The organism is Geodermatophilus sp. TF02-6 (assembly GCF_003319115.1).
Classification (GTDB): Bacteria; Actinomycetota; Actinomycetes; order Mycobacteriales; family Geodermatophilaceae; genus Geodermatophilus.
Genome location: NZ_QOHF01000006.1, coordinates 119121 through 134410 on the forward strand (window position 1 = coordinate 119121; position 15290 = coordinate 134410).

Annotated in this window: 12 protein-coding genes and 1 pseudogene; 8 read left to right on the forward strand and 5 right to left on the reverse strand. The window is 70.8% G+C overall.

The window, feature by feature from the left end; genetic code table 11:
- Positions 1–34: 34 nt before the first annotated feature.
- Entirely contained in the window at positions 35–361 is a 327-nt protein-coding gene (locus DQ238_RS07605; RefSeq protein ID WP_113780681.1) for a hypothetical protein, read from the forward strand.
- 203 nt (positions 362–564) lie between these two features.
- Here DQ238_RS07605 and DQ238_RS07610 read toward each other — a convergent pair whose 3' ends face one another.
- Complete coding sequence (locus DQ238_RS07610) at positions 565–5226, reverse strand: FtsK/SpoIIIE domain-containing protein (protein WP_370447503.1); 4662 nt, start codon at positions 5224–5226, stop codon at positions 565–567.
- Between the two features lie 292 nt (positions 5227–5518).
- Positions 5519–8932, reverse strand: a complete 3414-nt coding sequence (locus DQ238_RS07615) for a DEAD/DEAH box helicase family protein (protein ID WP_113780683.1) — start codon at positions 8930–8932, stop codon at positions 5519–5521.
- A 147-nt stretch (positions 8933–9079) separates the two neighbouring features.
- Here DQ238_RS07615 and DQ238_RS07620 point away from each other — a divergent pair, with 147 nt between their 5' ends.
- The 5 genes from DQ238_RS07620 (at position 9080) to DQ238_RS07640 (ending at position 10831) form a co-directional block, all read left to right on the forward strand.
- A complete protein-coding gene (locus DQ238_RS07620) occupies positions 9080–9286 on the forward strand; it encodes a type II toxin-antitoxin system VapB family antitoxin (protein ID WP_113780684.1) in 207 nt (68 codons plus the stop codon).
- The gene (locus tag DQ238_RS07625) at positions 9283–9699 is read left to right on the forward strand and encodes a PIN domain-containing protein (RefSeq protein WP_158550728.1); all 417 of its coding nucleotides are present in this window, start codon (positions 9283–9285) and stop codon (positions 9697–9699) included. Before DQ238_RS07620 ends, DQ238_RS07625 begins: the two co-directional genes overlap by 4 nt.
- Positions 9700–9810: 111 nt before the next feature.
- Positions 9811–10047 (forward strand): AbrB/MazE/SpoVT family DNA-binding domain-containing protein, encoded by a 237-nt coding sequence (locus DQ238_RS07630; RefSeq protein ID WP_113780686.1) that lies wholly within the window; start codon positions 9811–9813, stop codon positions 10045–10047.
- Entirely contained in the window at positions 10044–10457 is a 414-nt protein-coding gene (locus DQ238_RS07635; RefSeq protein ID WP_113780687.1) for a PIN domain-containing protein, read from the forward strand. The genes DQ238_RS07630 and DQ238_RS07635 overlap by 4 nt, the downstream gene beginning before the upstream one ends.
- 107 nt (positions 10458–10564) lie before the next feature.
- Positions 10565–10831, forward strand: a complete 267-nt coding sequence (locus DQ238_RS07640) for a DUF2442 domain-containing protein (RefSeq protein WP_199506193.1) — start codon at positions 10565–10567, stop codon at positions 10829–10831.
- A 117-nt stretch (positions 10832–10948) separates the two neighbouring features.
- Here DQ238_RS07640 and DQ238_RS07645 read toward each other — a convergent pair whose 3' ends face one another.
- The 3 genes and pseudogenes from DQ238_RS07645 to DQ238_RS23655 all read right to left on the reverse strand — a co-directional run.
- Complete coding sequence (locus tag DQ238_RS07645; RefSeq protein ID WP_113780689.1) at positions 10949–12148, reverse strand: restriction endonuclease subunit S; 1200 nt, start codon at positions 12146–12148, stop codon at positions 10949–10951.
- Entirely contained in the window at positions 12145–13410 is a 1266-nt protein-coding gene (locus DQ238_RS07650) for a class I SAM-dependent DNA methyltransferase (protein WP_199506194.1), read from the reverse strand. Before DQ238_RS07650 ends, DQ238_RS07645 begins: the two co-directional genes overlap by 4 nt.
- A 157-nt stretch (positions 13411–13567) precedes the next feature.
- Positions 13568–13663: pseudogene (locus DQ238_RS23655) on the reverse strand (hypothetical protein); the annotation flags it as partial.
- 117 nt (positions 13664–13780) lie between these two features.
- Here DQ238_RS23655 and DQ238_RS07655 point away from each other — a divergent pair.
- Positions 13781–14290: a hemerythrin domain-containing protein gene (locus DQ238_RS07655; protein WP_113780690.1), complete on the forward strand. Its 510-nt coding sequence runs from the start codon at positions 13781–13783 to the stop codon at positions 14288–14290.
- 82 nt (positions 14291–14372) lie between these two features.
- Positions 14373–15260 (forward strand): hypothetical protein, encoded by an 888-nt coding sequence (locus DQ238_RS07660; protein WP_113780691.1) that lies wholly within the window; start codon positions 14373–14375, stop codon positions 15258–15260.
- Positions 15261–15290 lie beyond the last annotated feature (30 nt).

Below are 15290 nucleotides of genomic sequence, written 5' to 3' on the forward strand. Positions count from 1 at the left end.
CTCCTTGGCGCGGTCCAGAAATTGGCAGGACCGCATGCGTGCCACAGCCTTGCTAGCTGAGTCCAGCAACGACGATGCGGTCATGCAGCTCCGTGATCTGTTGAACGACAAGGATCTCGCTGTAATCAAGGCAGCAGCGGGGACACTAGTGGTGAAGTGGGGGGTGAAGGGACTGGGCATCGTCCTGGAAGCTTTGGCGAACGCCGACGACCAGGTGTCCGCCCATTTGCTGGACACCCTCAATGAACTCTGGTTTGAGGGGGTCGACGTGCCGGCGATGTGCAAGACCATTATGACGGGAAAGTCCACCGTGGCCTCCGCGAGCGCTCAGGATGTCCTGTCTGAGCTTGGAGCCACGTGAACGGGCGGCATAGTCGGCTTTCCCCTGTGAGCTAATGAAAGCTGCTGCCGTGGCAAGTGAGGCGATCGGCCGCGGCGTGGAAATGCCGAGAGCACGGGGACGCCGTACGTTGTCGGATGACCAAGCCCCGCCATTGGCAGCGTCGTCGACACACCGTCAACTGCAACGGCTGCTGCATCGTGGGTCCTCGGCCGCGTGCCACTTCACAAGAGAGCGACCCGCACGAGCTGCTGGCGGGCAAAGGTTATGTAGCCGGCGCCGGGAGGGCTGGCGAAGAACTGGTCAGGCTCCAGGGAGAAACCGTGCTCGCGGGCGACCAGCGGGACGGTTGGGGTGAGCAGGAGCCGCGTGCCGGAGGTCAGGACCTCATTGGCCACCCGCATCAGTGAGCGTCGCTGGCCGTTGAGGACGGGTGTCGCGTCACCGACTAGCACCAGCGCCTGACGGCCGAGCGAGGCCGGGCTGGTGGCCTCCTCGAGCAGGGTCGACACGTCCGCCCAGTTCTCCTGCGACGGGGTCACCGTGATCTGTTCGAAGTCGTCGACTACGACCGCGTAGCGGTCCTCACCGAAGTCGGCCACGGCCTCCCGCAGCTCGGCGTCCGTGACGGTCGTGCCGACGACCGCACGCACCCCAAGATCGGTGTCTACCAACGTGGCCAGGGGGGATCGGGGCGGCGCGACGACAAGCACGTCGACCCCGACGCAGCGGAGGCCGGTGATCACGGTCAGCGCGGCGGTGCTCCGGCCCGAGCCGGCCGGACCGGAGACGAGCATGGTGTGCGGCCCGGCGCCGAAGAAGTCGACCCCGATCGTCTCGACCTCCGGCCCGCCGACACCGAGCGGAATCCAGGTGGGCGAGGGCAGCGGCGAGGGCAGGCACAGCTCGTCCAGCGACACCCGCACGGGTAGGGACGGAAACTGCTTGGGCAACAGCTCGGCAGGCGCCAGGCCGACCAGTTCGCTAGGCGACCGCGAGGGTCGGCACACCTGCACGTGGTCCCCGCTCGCGGCGTCGACGGCCCGACCGGGCAGCACCGGCGGGCTCACCGTTCCCGAGGGCAGGTATGCGCGGCGGGTCTCCTCCTTGGGAAAGGGCAGCAGCAGCCGCCGGGAGTAGAGGTCGGGTACCCGGCTGGACAGCATGGCCTGGCCCCCGACGGCGACGACGTGCACGCCGACCGGCGGGCCAGCGGTGATGACTCCGCGCAGCATCTTCAGCAGCGACGTCTCGACGAAGGCCGGGTCGGTGCGGTTCTCGAAGTGCTCCCACCCGTCGATCACACAGACGATCCACGGGTCCGCGCCGGAACCGGCTACCTTCCGCCGTTGTACCTCGCCGTCCAGCCAGGTGACCAGGCGGCGGACCCGGTCCGGCTCGGCCGGGGAGAAGACACCACCGCAGTGCGGCAGCTCGGCGTAGGCGGCCAAGCCCGCCGGCTGGTGCTCGAAGAGGTAGAGGTGTGCCTGGTCGGGACGGAACCGCCGCGCCAGGCTCTCCACCAGGGCACGGACGAACGTCGTCCGACCCGACTGGGGGCCACCGGCCACCAGCAGCCGGTCGGTGCCGGCCAGGTCCAGCGCCGCCGGCGGCTGTGCCTGGTCGTCGGGATCGTCGGCGAGTCCGAACGGCACTGCCGTCGCTGCTGCCGCAGCGGTGGCCCGGCAGGACAGCTCCTCCAGCCCGAGGTGGGCGGGCAGTGGCGGCTGCAGCGGGCGGTGCGGCGCGGGCAGGCCGAGGCGGCGGGCGGCCTCCTCGATGGCGGCGATGGCCAGCTGCTGGTCGGTCACCGCACCACCGGCGGCGGAGGGCTCCTGCGGCCGGGGCGCGCCGAGCGCGGCCCACTCCACGATGCGCACCCGTGCCGGCTGGGCCCCGGCCACCGGCGGGGGGTCACCCAGGTAGCCGGACTGGAACAGCCGCGGTGTGCGGGTCTCGTCCTTGGTGCACAGGATCATGCCGCGCCCTCGCAGCCGGCCGGGGATCACCGCGGCGTCCGGCACGCCGAGGACCTCGACGCTGTCGGCGGGCTCGTTCTGCCGCAGCGTGACGCGCAGGTCGATGTTGTTCTTCAGCTCCGCCGACAGCTTGCCCTGCAGCGACTGGGTGGCGAGCACCAGGTGCATGCCGAGCGACCGGCCCTTGGCGGCGACGTTGACGAGCTCCCGCAGGAAGTCCGGCGAGACCTCCAGCACCCGCGCGAACTCGTCGAACACCATGACCAGCCGCGGCAACGCGGGCAGCGCCGCATCTCCGCAGCGGGCGCGGCAGTACTCGTCGATCTCCCCGCCGTAGCGGGCGAGCAGAGACTCGCGGCGGCGGACCTCCGCCCGCACGGAGGCCAGCACGCGGATTGCGGCGGCCTCGTCGAAGACGTCGGCGGGTGTCTCCCCCGTCGAGCGGATCAGCCCCACCACCTGGGGGCAGTCCTCGAAGGGCAGGAACGCGCTGCCGCCCTTGAAGTCAACGAGGACCAGGTCCAGTTCGTCGGATCGGTTCGACAGCAGCAGCGAGGTCACCAGGGTCTGCAGGAGGATGCTCTTGCCTGCACCGGTAGCGCCGCCGAGCATCGTGTGCGGTCCCTGACCTGCGAGGTCGACCGTCACCAGCCCCGAGGCGTCGGCGCCCAGTGGCACCTCGGTGGTCGGTCCGGGCAGCTCCCGCCACAGCTCGAGCACGTCCTCGGCCGTGGGTGCGCCCATGCCCAGCAGGTCGAGGAAGCGCACGGGGTAGGGGACGGCGGCCTCCGCGCCGGCAAGAGTGAGTCGGTCGCGCATCGGCGCCACCGCACGGGCCAGTCGTTCCGCCGTTGCGTGATCGACCCCCTCGGGCCGGATCGTTGTCGTCCGGTCGTCCCGGCTGCGTGTGAGCCGCAGGACCGTGCCCTCGAGCTCGCACAGACCGCGGCACTCGTTCATGTCGTGTCGATCGACGCAGATCGTGTAGACCCCCACCGACGGACCGTCGCGCAGCACCTCCTTCATCCCGGACAGCCGGCGCAGCTCGAGCGCACCGTCGAGCACCACGACCACCTCGTCGGTGAAGCGGACGTCGAATGCGGTGCCGCGGGCCGCCGTCCGTGTGGCCACGAGTGTCTTGAGCTCGGCGATCCGCGCCGTGCGGGTCGCCGCAGTGTTGCCCACCCAGCACGGTGACGAGCCGGCCTCCCCGGCGTCGAGATGCGGCAGCCAGCGGGTCCAGGCCAGTTCCTCGCCGTCTCCAGAGCTGATGACGACCAGCCGCAGGTCGTCCGGGCTGCGCAGGGTGCCCAACTGCACGAGCAGCCAGCGCAGCAGCGCGGCCGCCGGCCCGGCCGAGCCGACGACGCCCAGCACCCCGATCGTCCGCAGGTCGACGGTGACGGGGACGTCGTGCAGCACCGGCGGTTCGAACCCCGTCCATGGCTGACCCCGGAGGTCCACCGACGCCGGCTCGTCGGCCAGGCCCACGCGCAGCACCAGTCCGTCCGGCGAGTCGGCGTTGCGCGGCCACAGCCCCCGGGCGGCGCCGGTCGCCGCGAGAGTGAGGTCGACCGGGTCCGGGGCCAGCGCCCGGCGCAGCGCCTCCTCCTCGGCGACGTGCGCGGTCAGCCGCTGTGTGACCGCCTGTTGCGCAGCGGCTCGCTCGCGGTCGTTGGCCCGGCGCTGGCGCCGGTCGGACCACGCGGTGAGCAGGACGGTCACCGGTCCCAGCAGCGCGAACAGCAGCATGGCGGGGTGCCCCAGGGCGAGGGCCAGGGTAACGCCGAGAGCCAGGGGAACGAGGACGCCGATGACCAGCGTGCTGGCGGTTCGCGCCGGGCTGTGGACCGACACCGGCAGGTCCACCGCGGTGCGGAGCACAGCCGGGGCCGGGGCGAACGCGCGGTTGAACTCCAACCGCCCGTCCGAGCTGCGGGCGGTGCGCAGCGGGGCGGATCCGGACACCCACTGCAGCCGGTTCCCGCCGATCTCCACCACGCTGTCGCGGTTCAATGTCACGGGTCCGGTGTCGGCGTCTCCGTCGACCCTCGTGCCGTTGGTCGAGCCCACGTCGGTGAGGGTGGCCTCGCCGTCGCGTCGGACATCGAGCTGCGCATGCCGCCGGGAGACGTCCCCGTCGTGCAGCAGGACCGCCGCTGCGGTCTCCCGCCCGATCAGGTGGCCACCGGGCGGTAGCCAGACCGCGGTTCGGGCGTCACAGCCCGCAACGACGCGGAGAGCACCGACGACGCCGTCCGGAAGAGTTCGCGGATTCGACGCCGGCGCACCGACGCTGATCGTCGCGCCCTGCAACAAGGGGCTCGTTCCCAGGGTGCCTGTTGGATCCACGGCCTGGGAGCCCACGTAGCACCGCCGCGTCCCGACGCGGACAGGCAGCGCGGACAGCAGGGAGGCCACACTGGTCGCCGCCTGTGCCCGGACCTCGACGTCCTGGACGAAGCCGGTGTCCGTGTCATGCACGGTCAGCCGCATGACCCAGGGGCGCTGCCTTGCGGTGTCGTCCTCCGGCGGCGCAGGACCGGGTTCCGAACGCCGAAGGCCCTCCACGTAGCGGTGCGCCAACTTCGTCGACGAATGACCGTTCCGGCCGCTTCGCACCGGGGTGTCCGCACGTCTACGTGTCCTGACGTGTCCACCGCGGGGTGGTCCCGACCGGCTGAGCAGGAAGGCCACGGCCGCACCCGCGGCGAGGCTGGTGATGGTGATGGCGATGGCGACAGCGACCGTCATGCGACCCCCCGTCGACACGGAGACAGCTACGGAGTGTGGCGCAGTGAGGTGCGGCCCAACAGATCCGCGGCAACCGCTCCCTGCGGCCAGTCTCTGCGGCCAGCGCCATGTTGAGCGCCACCCCAGTCGGCTCGAGCGGTTACCGGCCCGCATTCCACGTGGAACCCTGCAGGTCGTCGAGCAGAGCTGGCGCGGCTAGCCGGTCGACTTCGCCAGCTACTCCCCCGCGGCCGCGCTGGAGTGGCGCGGCCACCGCACCATCGAGGCCCTCACCGTCCTGCGGGCCAACGGCGTCCTGTGACGAGGTCGGGGGACACCGCACAAAGCGTGACCGCACTTCTGCGGCGCCGCATGTCCCATCACACCGTGCGTAGGCCATGGCGGGGCCGCACCAGCGGAGCACCCCGTGTCGACGACGGGGTCTCTCGCGTTGCCCGGTGCCGGGTCAGGCGACGATGTCCGATGTGGGCTGAGCAGTTGACCGCACGCTCTCCAGGACGGCGACCAGGGACGTGACGTCGGCGTCGCTGAACAGCGAGTCCGGCCCCTGCGGCGCCAGGCCGGTGAAGGGCGACTCCCACAGCAGCCCGGGGTCCATGGCGCCGTGTGCGGTCAGCTCGGCGACGACCAGCTGCACGAAGTCCAGCTGGCTGGCGGTGAGCGTCCGCCCGGCGACGAAGGTGTTCAAGGCGGCGGTGGCGGCGTCCCGTTCCAGGCCCACCAGGCCGCGGATGAACAGGCCCAGTCCCTCCGCCTGCTCCCGGGCGCGTGCGAGGTCCTCCTCGGTCGCCACGCCGGCGTCGGTGAGCATGCGCTCCAGCTCGACGAGGTCGGTCGGCGTGAGCGGCAGGTTCCGGCGCAGCTTCAGCAGCGCCACGTGACCTTCCTGCGCCTGCAGGTACGCCCGCGCCTTGGCGCGGAAGCGCTCGAACTCATCGCGCACCGGGATGCCGACGAGTGGCACCTCGGTGGCCTCGCCGAGCTGGTCGGCGAAGTCGGTGTAGACGATCCCCCGCCGGACCTTGTCGATCAGCTGGACCAGCCCCCGGACCCGGCGGCGGGCCAGCTCCAGCAGCGGCAGCGTCACGTCGACCCACCACTCGTCACCGCAGACGTCGTCCAGGAGCACCAGCTGCTCCCGCACGGCCGGGATCTGCGTCTGCTCGAGCAGCGCCGCCGCGAGCTGCTGCACCTGCCGCCGCAGCCGGTCGAACGCCGGATCCCCGTCGACGGCGGCCAGCTGCAGCCGCAGCATCAGCAGGTCGAACCGCTTCGCCTGCTCGTCGTCCTCGGTCACCGTGCTCGGGAGCCCGGCGAGCTCCGCGGTCACCTCGGAAGCCGCCGTCGCGTCCAGGCCGCACCACGCCTCGACCCGGGAGAACCGCTCCACCAGACGGCGGTGCGGGCGGACGATCACGTTCTCGACGTTCATCCCGCCGACCCGCTCGGTCAGCAGCAGCGAGAGGTCCCGGCGCAGGCCGGCCTCGCTGATCGTGCCGTCGTCGGCGGGATCGGGAGCCCCGCCGTCCAGGCGGGTCAGCAGCTCGACCCGCGCCGCGAACAGGCGTTCCATCAGCGAGGGGCTCACCGCGCCGGCCGCGGGGACCACCGGCTGGTTGAAGTACTCGATGTTCTGGCAGAAGTCGAACAGGTAGAAGTCGGCCTTGTCCTGGCCGGGGCCGTAGAGGTCCGGCCGCAGCCGCGTGCCGCGGCCGATCATCTGCCAGTACTTCGCCTTGGATCGGACGGGCTTGAAGAACACCAGGTTCACGACGTCGGGGACGTCGATCCCGGTGTCGAGCATGTCGACGGAGATGGCGATGTGCGGGGCTCTGCCCGGGGTGGCGAAGGCGTCGATCAGGGTCTGCGCGTACGCCGTCTGGTAGGTGACGACCTTCGCGAACTCCCCGTTGTACTGTGGGTACTGCGCGTTGAACCGCCGCTCGATGAAGTGCGCGTGGTCGGCGTTCTTGGCGAAGACGATCGTCTTGCCGAGCCGGTCGCCGCCGGCCACCCGGTGGCCGTGCGTCATCAGCGTGGCGAGGACCTTGTCCACCGTGTCGGCGTTGAACAGCCAGCTGTTCAGGGCCGCGGCCTCGACCGCGTCCGGCGCCGGGCCGACGTCGTCCCAGTCGACGTCCTCCCAGGCGTCCTTCTCCTCCTCGGGCAGGTCGTCGTAGCGGATGCCCTGGCGGAGGAAGCGCAGGGGAACCGACACCGCTCGCGGCGGCACCAGGAACCCCTCCTGGACGGCGTCGTCGAGGTCGTAGTGGTCGGTGGGGACACCGTCCTCGAGGGAGAACAGCCGGTAGGTGTTGCGGTCGACCTCGTCCTTGGGCGTGGCGGTGAGACCGACGAGCAGCCCGTCGAAGTGCTCGAAGAGCGTCTTGTACTTCCGGTAGATCGACCGGTGCGCCTCGTCGACCACGATCAGGTCGAAGAAGCCGGGGCCAAAGCGGCGGCGCCCCTCGTCGTCCACCTCGTTGACGAGGCCCATCACCGTCGGGTAGGTCGAGACGTAGACGCGTCCGTCCGTGGCGCGGTCGGTGACCCGGTTGACGGTGGTGGCCGCCGGCAGGTGCGCCTTGAAGGCGCCCGCCGCCTGGTTGACCAGGGCGACGCGGTCGGCGAGGAAGAGCACCCGCTTCGCCCAGTTGGCCCGCATCAGCAGGTCGGTCAGCGCGATGACGGTGCGGGTCTTCCCGGCGCCGGTGGCCATGACGACGAGGGCCTGGCGCTGCCGGTCGACCTCGAAGGTCTCCGCGATCCGCCGAACGGTGCGCAGCTGGTAGTGCCTGCCCACGATGCGCTCGTCGATGGCGGTGTCGGCCAGCGAGCGGCGGGCGTTGCGCCGCGCGACCAGCAGGGCCAGCTCGTCGCGGGTGTAGAAGCCCTGCACCGGCCGGGGCGGCGCCGTGACGTCGTCCCACATCCAGTGCTCGTAGCCGTTGGTGTAGTAGATGACCGGGCGGGTGCCGAACTCGGCTTCGAGGCGGTCGGCGTAGAGCTTCGCCTGCTGCTGCCCGCCGGCCGGGTCGGTCCGTGTCCGCTTGGCCTCCACGAGCCCCAGCGGCCGGCCGTCCTCGCCCCACAGCACGTAGTCGACGTAGCCGGTCCCTGCCGCCGTGGGCATGCCGGTGACGCGGAACTCCCGGTCGCGATCTCCGTCGAGCGGCCAGCCGGCCTCGCGCAGCAGCAGGTCGATGAACAGGTCGCGGGTGGTCGCCTCGTCGTAGTCGTGCGGGACCGGCGCGGCCGAGTTGATGGCGGTGGCGGCGGCGACCGCGGCCCGCAGCTCGGCGATCTCCCGCTCGAGGTCCGCATTGCGCTCACGCTGGCGCGCCAGCTCGGCGTCCTGGACCGCGTACCGCTCGGCCTGGGCGCGCAGCTCCTCCTGGCGCTTCATCCGCACGCTCGCCGGCACGGGTCGCGGGAGGAGGTCGGCGTCGAAGGTCAGGGCGCCGGGCCGGTCCCCCGGCCGGCGGCTGTACCGGTCGGCGAGCCAGTAGAGGACGTGTAAGAGCTCGCGGACGGCGGGCAGCGACTCGCCCGGGGTGACTGGCTTGCTGCGGTGGACGGCGGCGTTGCCCTGCCGGCGGAGGACGTCCATCTTCGTGTGCAGCGCCGGCCCGACGAGGGTGCGCAGGGTCGGCTCGAAGAGCAGGGCGGAGAGGTCGTCCTTGTACGGACGGCGGAGTGCGGCGTCGGCGTCGTAGAGCCAGTGGACGGCGAGCTCGAGGGCGCGGCGGGCGTAGAAGCAGGCCGCGCGGGGGTCACCGAAGGTGTTGTGCTCGGCGCGGGCGGCTTCCTCGGCCAGCTGCGGCCACTCGGCGCGCAGGAACGCGAAGTTGCTCGCCACCCGGTCCTCCCCCGCTTCCCGCGTGATGCTCAGAGACCACACGGTAACGCTGCGTTGGCCCACTGCTCCTCACGCGGAGGGGTGGCTTGCCCGTCTCCGGCGGATATACGCTTCGCGACGAGATATCCACCTGTTCTGGAGGACCCGGTGGCCAAGACGGTGATCGACTTGGACGAAGAGGCGCTGGCGCTGGCCATGGCGCGGTACGGGACGACGGTGAAGAAGGAGGCGGTGAATCGCGCGCTGCGGGAGGTCGCCGGCAAGTACGAGGAGACCGATGACCTCGCCGACTGGATCCAGGAGGTGGGCAAGCGCCTGGCGGACGCAGACCTCCGTGGTGCTTGGCGGCAGTGACGTACCTGTTCGACAAGTCGGCGTGGGTCCTGGGTGGTCGCAACCGCGTGGTGGCCGATCGCCTGGCCGGTGAGATCCGGGCGAGGAACCTCGGACTGTGCACCGTCACCGCGCTGGAGCTGCTGTATTCGGCGCGCAACGCGCAGGAGTACGACGCGACACTGGAACACCTGCGCCGACTGCCCTGGTACGACCTCAGCGACCAGCGGGCTGCCATCGACGTCCAGCGCCGCCTGGCGCTGCGCGGCCAGCACCGCACCTCACTGCCGGACGTCATCGTGGCGGCGACCGCAGCAGAGCATCGGTTGACGGTGCTGCACTACGACAGCGACTACGAGCGCCTGGCCGAGGTCACCGGGATCACCCATGAGTGGGTGGCGCCGCGGGGTGAGGGGCACGATCCCGGCTCGTAGCCGCCCTTCCTCCAGCGGTCGTATGAAGCGCTCGAGGAGATGCAGTGCCATTGACCGGGAGCACTCGATCACGAGATCGGGAGATGGTAGGTGGCTGGTAGCGTCGTGCCAATGGAGACGTCCATCGATCGGCTGGGCAGGATCGTCGTCCCCAAGGCGTTGCGCGATGCCCTCGGGCTGACCCCGGGTACGACCCTGGACGTGAGCCGCTACGGCGCAGGGCTCCAGCTGATCCCGACCGGCCGCACCGCTCGGCTCGTCGATGTCGACGGCGCGCTCGTCGCCGACTCCGCGACCCCGGTCACCGACGACATCGTGTTCGGCTTGCTGGACTCGGGCCGACGGTGAGCCGGCTGGCCCTCGACACGAGCGCCGCCGTCCCGTTCCTCGTCCGGTCCCACGCCGCGCGCGCGGCCGTGCGACGCCATGTCGCCGACCGGACGGCCGTGCTGACGACCCACTCGCTGGCCGAGACCTACTCCGTCCTCACCCGGCTGCCGGGTGACCCGCGGGTGGCTGCGCCGGACGCCGTCCGGCTGGTGGAGGCCAACTTCGGCGCCTCGCTGGCCGTGCCGGCCACCGAGGCGACCGCGCTGCCGCGGGTCCTCGCGCCCCTCGGCATCGCCGGGGGCGCCGTCTACGACGCGCTGGTCGGTCTCGCCGCGCGCGCCGCCGGCGTTCCGCTGGTCACCCGGGACGCTCGCGCTCTGGGCACGTACGCAGCGCTGAGCGTGGACGTCGAGATCGTCGCCGAGTGAGCGATACCGGCCGTGGCCGCCCATCAGGAGGAGGCGATCGTGGCCTTCGAGCGCACGCTGGAGCACGACTTCCCAGGTAGCCTGGGCGCCGACGAAGGGAAGGGCCGGTGAACGACGAGCCGTCTGTGGACGTCGTGGCCGTGCGGGTGCTGGCCCGCTACGTCTTGGAGTTGACCTTCAGCACCGGAGAGGTCCGGGTCCTGGACGTCGAGGATTCTCTGTGGGGACCGGCGTTCGAACCGTTGCGCTCGGACCATGCCGCGTTCACTGCCGTGCGGGTCGACCCAGAGGCGGCCACCATCGTGTGGCCGAACGGGGCCGACCTATCCCCGGAGGGCCTGTACGCGAAGTCGCGGCCGCCAATCCCCGCCTGATCACCAGGTCGGCGGCGAGCTTGGACGTCTCCCGCCGAGCACGCTGGTGTCCGTCGGACAGGACCTGGAGGACGGGGACGAGAAACCCCTCCCACACCGGCATCTCCACCGGCGCGCTCACAGCTCTCCCCGGAACGCGCGAGCTCGCAGCGCTGCTCGAAGACGGTCGAGCTCCTGTTGCGATGTCTCCAATCGTGCAGTCGTTGCGCGCCGTGCCGCGAGGGCTGTGATGAAGCGCTCTTGCTCTTCCAGAGACGGCATCGGGAGCGAGAGATCGAGGGTCCGCTGCACGTCAAGGTTGGCGATGTTGGTCGTCTGACGCCCGAAGCTCCGGACCGTGGTCTGCACCGCTGGACTCGCGAACCAGTGGTGCAAGTACTTCGCGGACAGCTCGTCGACAGTAGGACGGAGGACGGAGACGAAGGCACCGAACGTAGCCGGTGCTTCCAAGGGCGGCATGAAGCAACAGCGACCGACCAGATTCCAACTGTTGGCGCTGGAGATGAGGGTGTCGCCTTCTCGTAGCCACTGGTCGTCACGGCGGACGACGGAGGCTGGGATGAACGTGATGGCGGACAGGTTCAGCGTCCGCTGCACGTTCTTCGTAGTCAGGCAGGCGGCGCTCTGTGGGTCAGCCGAGTCGCTCACCTGCTCCGGCTTGAACGCGACGCCGCGGACGTAAGCCGTCACATCACCGAGCCGGACCTTTGCGTAGCGGGGGCTCGTCAGGGGATGGCCGAACATATCGAGGAAGATTGACTGCACGAGGTTCTCGAGGAGGACGAGGGTCCGCAGCCGCTTGACGTGGAGAGACTCGGCATGGTCCAGGATGTCTGCGATCCGCTTCTGCTCGTCGACAGGGGGCAGCGGTGTGGGAAGGCTGGAAAGCGTGTCACGACCGAGGTGGTGGATGCCGACGCCTCGGGACCGCTCCGCGAACCCTCCCTTGCTTGCCGTGTGACGAAAGTAGTGCAGCAGGAATCGTGAGGAAGCCTTGCGGGGACGAACGCGTAGGAGCGTGTTCTGAAAGGCGCAGTCCGGGATCTCGCCCTGCCAGAGTGCAGGCTTGCCGACCTCGTGGCGACTTCCGGAGGCCTCGTTGAGCAGCAGGTCGCCCGGTTCCAGGCGGTAGGTCTTCATCTCGGCGGCCGTGAAGTTCATCGCCTTCACGTCGTCGAGCAGAAGCCCGTCCCAGCCGACGTTGGCTGCCCGTAGGTAGGGCCGCATGTCATGACCGACGTGATTCTTCGGGGATCGCTGCCGCCCGAGGCGGACCTCGGCGATCTCGTCGAGTCGGACGAGCGGCCAGCAGGTCACGAGAGCATCGCCTTGAGGTCGGCGAGACCCCGAACAATCTCGCCCTCGAGCTGCTCCAACTCGGCGATGATCTCCAGTGGCGGGCGGTGCTCGACCTCCTCGTGGACGACCTCCTTGTACCGGTTCAGGGAGAGGTCGTAGCCGGCGGCGACGATGTCGGCCTTGGGCACGCAGAAGCTCTGCTCGGTGCGCTCCCGCTTCCGCTCGTCGCCGTCCCGCTCGAACCATCGGGCCAGCGCGTCAGGCAGGTTGTTCTTCGCGTGCTCGTCCTCCGACAGCGGCATCGCCGGCCGCGGCCCGAGCTTGTCGGCGTCCAGCAGTGGCGACCGCTTGTCGTCGAGCGACCAGCCGTCCGCGGTCGCCTCGTAGAACCAGACGTCCTCGGTGCCGCCGACCCCGGTCTTGGTGAACAGCAGGATCGCCGTCGACACCCCGGCGTAGGGCTTGAACACCCCGCTGGGCAGCTTCACGACGCCGTCGAGCTTGTGCTCCTCGACCAGCGTGCGGCGCAGCTCCTTGTGCGCCTTCGTCGACCCGAACAGCACGCCGTCCGGCACGATCACCGCCGCCCGGCCGCCGGTGCGCAGCAGCCGGATGAACAGCGCCAGGAACAGCAGCTCGGTCTTCCTCGTCTTTACGAGCTGCTGGAGGTCGCGAGCCACCGACTCGTGGTCCAGCGACCCGGCGAACGGCGGGTTGGCCAGGATCAGCGAGTACAGCTCGGCCTCGCCGCTCGCGCCGTCCGAGAGCGAGTCGCGGTAGCGGATGTCGGCCTGCTCGACCCCGTGCAGCAGCATGTTCATGCTGCCGATGCGCAGCATGGTCGAGTCGAAGTCGTGCCCGTGGAACATGCTCTCGTTGAAGTGCCGGTTCTGCTCCCGGTCGACGAGGGCCTCGGGATGCCGCTCCCGCACGTACTCCCCCGCCGCGACGAGGAAGCCGGCCGTGCCGCACGCCGGGTCGCAGATCTCGTCCGTGGGCGTCGGGGCGGTCATCTCGACCATCAGCTGGATGACGTGCCGCGGCGTCCGGAACTGGCCGTTGTGCCCCGCCGTCGCGATCTTCGACAGCATGTACTCGTACAGGTCGCCGTTGGTGTCTCGGTTGTCCATCGGGACCTTGTCGAGCATGTCGACGATCCGGGAGAGCAGCGCCGGCGTCGGCACGGTGAAACGGGCGTCCCTCATGTGCTGCGAGTAGGTGGAGCCCTCGCCGAGCGTGCGCAGGAACGGGAAGACGCCGTTGCTGACGACCTCGTACATCTCGCCCGGCTCGAGGTCCTTGAACCGCGACCAGCGCAGCAGGTCGCCCGTCGCCCTCGGGGAAGATCCGTCGCTGCAGCGGGCGCGTCAGCAGCCGGGCGCGGCTCTCCTCGCGCGACTGGACGTCGTCGAGACGCCGGACGAACAGCAGGTACGTGATCTGCTCGATCACCTCGAGCGGATTGGCGATCCCGCCCGACCAGAAGGCGTCCCACACGCGGTCGATCTGGTTGCGCAGTGAGCCCGTCAGCATCGGCTGAGGTTAACCAGCGGGGACGACGACGCTCGGGAGGCGCCGGTGGCCGGGCGTTGTTCCACGTGGATCACCGCGCTGTTGCACCGCCCAGGGGTCCCGAGGAGGGTCCAGGGCATGGACATCACCGAAGTCATCCTCGAGCAGCACCACGAGCAGCGGCGCATGTTCGCGCTGCTCGACGAGATGCCCCGGAACGACACCGAGGCGCTGGGCGCGGTCTGGGACCGGCTCGCGGTGCTGCTCGAGGTGCACGCCGAGGCCGAGGAGCGGTTCTTCTACCCGCGGGTGCTCCAGCTCGGCAAGGGCAACCCGGAGGGCGACGTCGACGACGAGGTCGAGGACGCCATCAAGGACCACAACGACATCCGCGACGGGGTGCGGAAGACCCGCGACCACGAGGTCGGCAGCGACGGCTGGTGGACGGCGGTCTGGGAGGCCCGCAAGGCCAACGACGACCACATGGCGGAGGAGGAGCGGGAGGACCTGCTGGACTTCCGGCACCACGCCGACCTGCAGACCCGGCACGACATCGCGGTCCAGTTCCTCACCTTCGAGTCCAAGCACTACGCGGGCATCCCGATCCGGGACAAGGACCCCCAGCAGTACATCTCCGAGAACTCCTGACCGCGACGACGGCGCCGCGTGCGACCGCTCCCCGGCTCGCCGACGCCGCCGAGATGTCGGTGGGCTGGGCCAAGGTGGCCGCATGCCAGCCGACCTGTCCGCAGCCGCCGACTTCACGGCCACCCACGCCCGCCTGCTCGACCGCCGCCGCTTCGACCTGCTGTTCGGTGCAGGCACTGCGGCCGCCGTCCTGGCCGCCGTCGAGGCGTACCGCAACCCCGACGGCGGCTACGGCTGGGGGTTGGAACCCGACCTGCGCTCGCGCACCAGCCAGCCCGGCGGGGCGCTGCACGCCCTCGAGGTCTTCGCCGACACCGCCGCGGTGACCACCTCCCGGGCCGGCGAGCTGTGCGACTGGCTCGACGCGGCGACCCTGCCGGACGGCGGCCTGCCGTTCGCCCTCCCGGTTCCCGACCCCGCCGGTTGCGCCCCCTTCTGGGCCTCGGCCGACCCCACCGCGTCGAGCCTGCAGATCACCGCGGCCGTGGCCGCCGTCGCCCACCGGGTGGCCGAGCACGACCCCGCCGTCGCCGACCACCCGTGGCTGGCCCGCGCCACCGCCTTCTGCCTGGCCGCCGTCCGCGACCTCGGCGAAGATCCGCACGCCCTCGAGCTCGCCTTCGCGGTGCGGCTCCTCGACGCGGCCTGCGCCACCCGCCCCGAGGTACCGGAACTGCTCGACCGGCTCCGGGTCCACGTCCCCGCCGACGGCCTGGTGCACGTCGCCGGCGGGGCCGACGAGGAGTACGTGCGCCCGCTGGACTTCGCGCCCAGCCCGGGCTCCCCCGCTCGGGAGCTGTTCGCGCCGGACGTCGTCGACCGGGAGCTGGAGCGGCTGGCCGCCCAGCAGCAGGACGACGGCGGGTGGCCGGTCGACTTCGTCAGCTACTCCCCCGCCGCGGCGCTGGAGTGGCGGGGGAGGCGCACCGTCGAGGCACTGGGGATCCTGCGGGACAACGGCCTCCTGTGAACGGCAGAGGCCGGGACGGGGTCCGTCCCG

Excerpts from the sequence above, each read along its gene's own strand:
- DQ238_RS07605 (WP_113780681.1), top strand. The coding sequence starts at position 35 with ATGCGTGCCACAGCCTTGCTAGCTGAGTCCAGCAACGACGATGCGGTC.
- DQ238_RS07610 (WP_370447503.1), bottom strand. The coding sequence starts at position 5,226 with ATGCGGGCCGGTAACCGCTCGAGCCGACTGGGGTGGCGCTCAACATGG.
- DQ238_RS07630 (WP_113780686.1), top strand. The coding sequence starts at position 9,811 with ATGGAGACGTCCATCGATCGGCTGGGCAGGATCGTCGTCCCCAAGGCG.
- DQ238_RS07650 (WP_199506194.1), bottom strand. The coding sequence starts at position 13,410 with ATGTACGAGGTCGTCAGCAACGGCGTCTTCCCGTTCCTGCGCACGCTC.
- DQ238_RS07655 (WP_113780690.1), top strand. The coding sequence starts at position 13,781 with ATGGACATCACCGAAGTCATCCTCGAGCAGCACCACGAGCAGCGGCGC.
- DQ238_RS07660 (WP_113780691.1), top strand. The coding sequence starts at position 14,373 with ATGCCAGCCGACCTGTCCGCAGCCGCCGACTTCACGGCCACCCACGCC.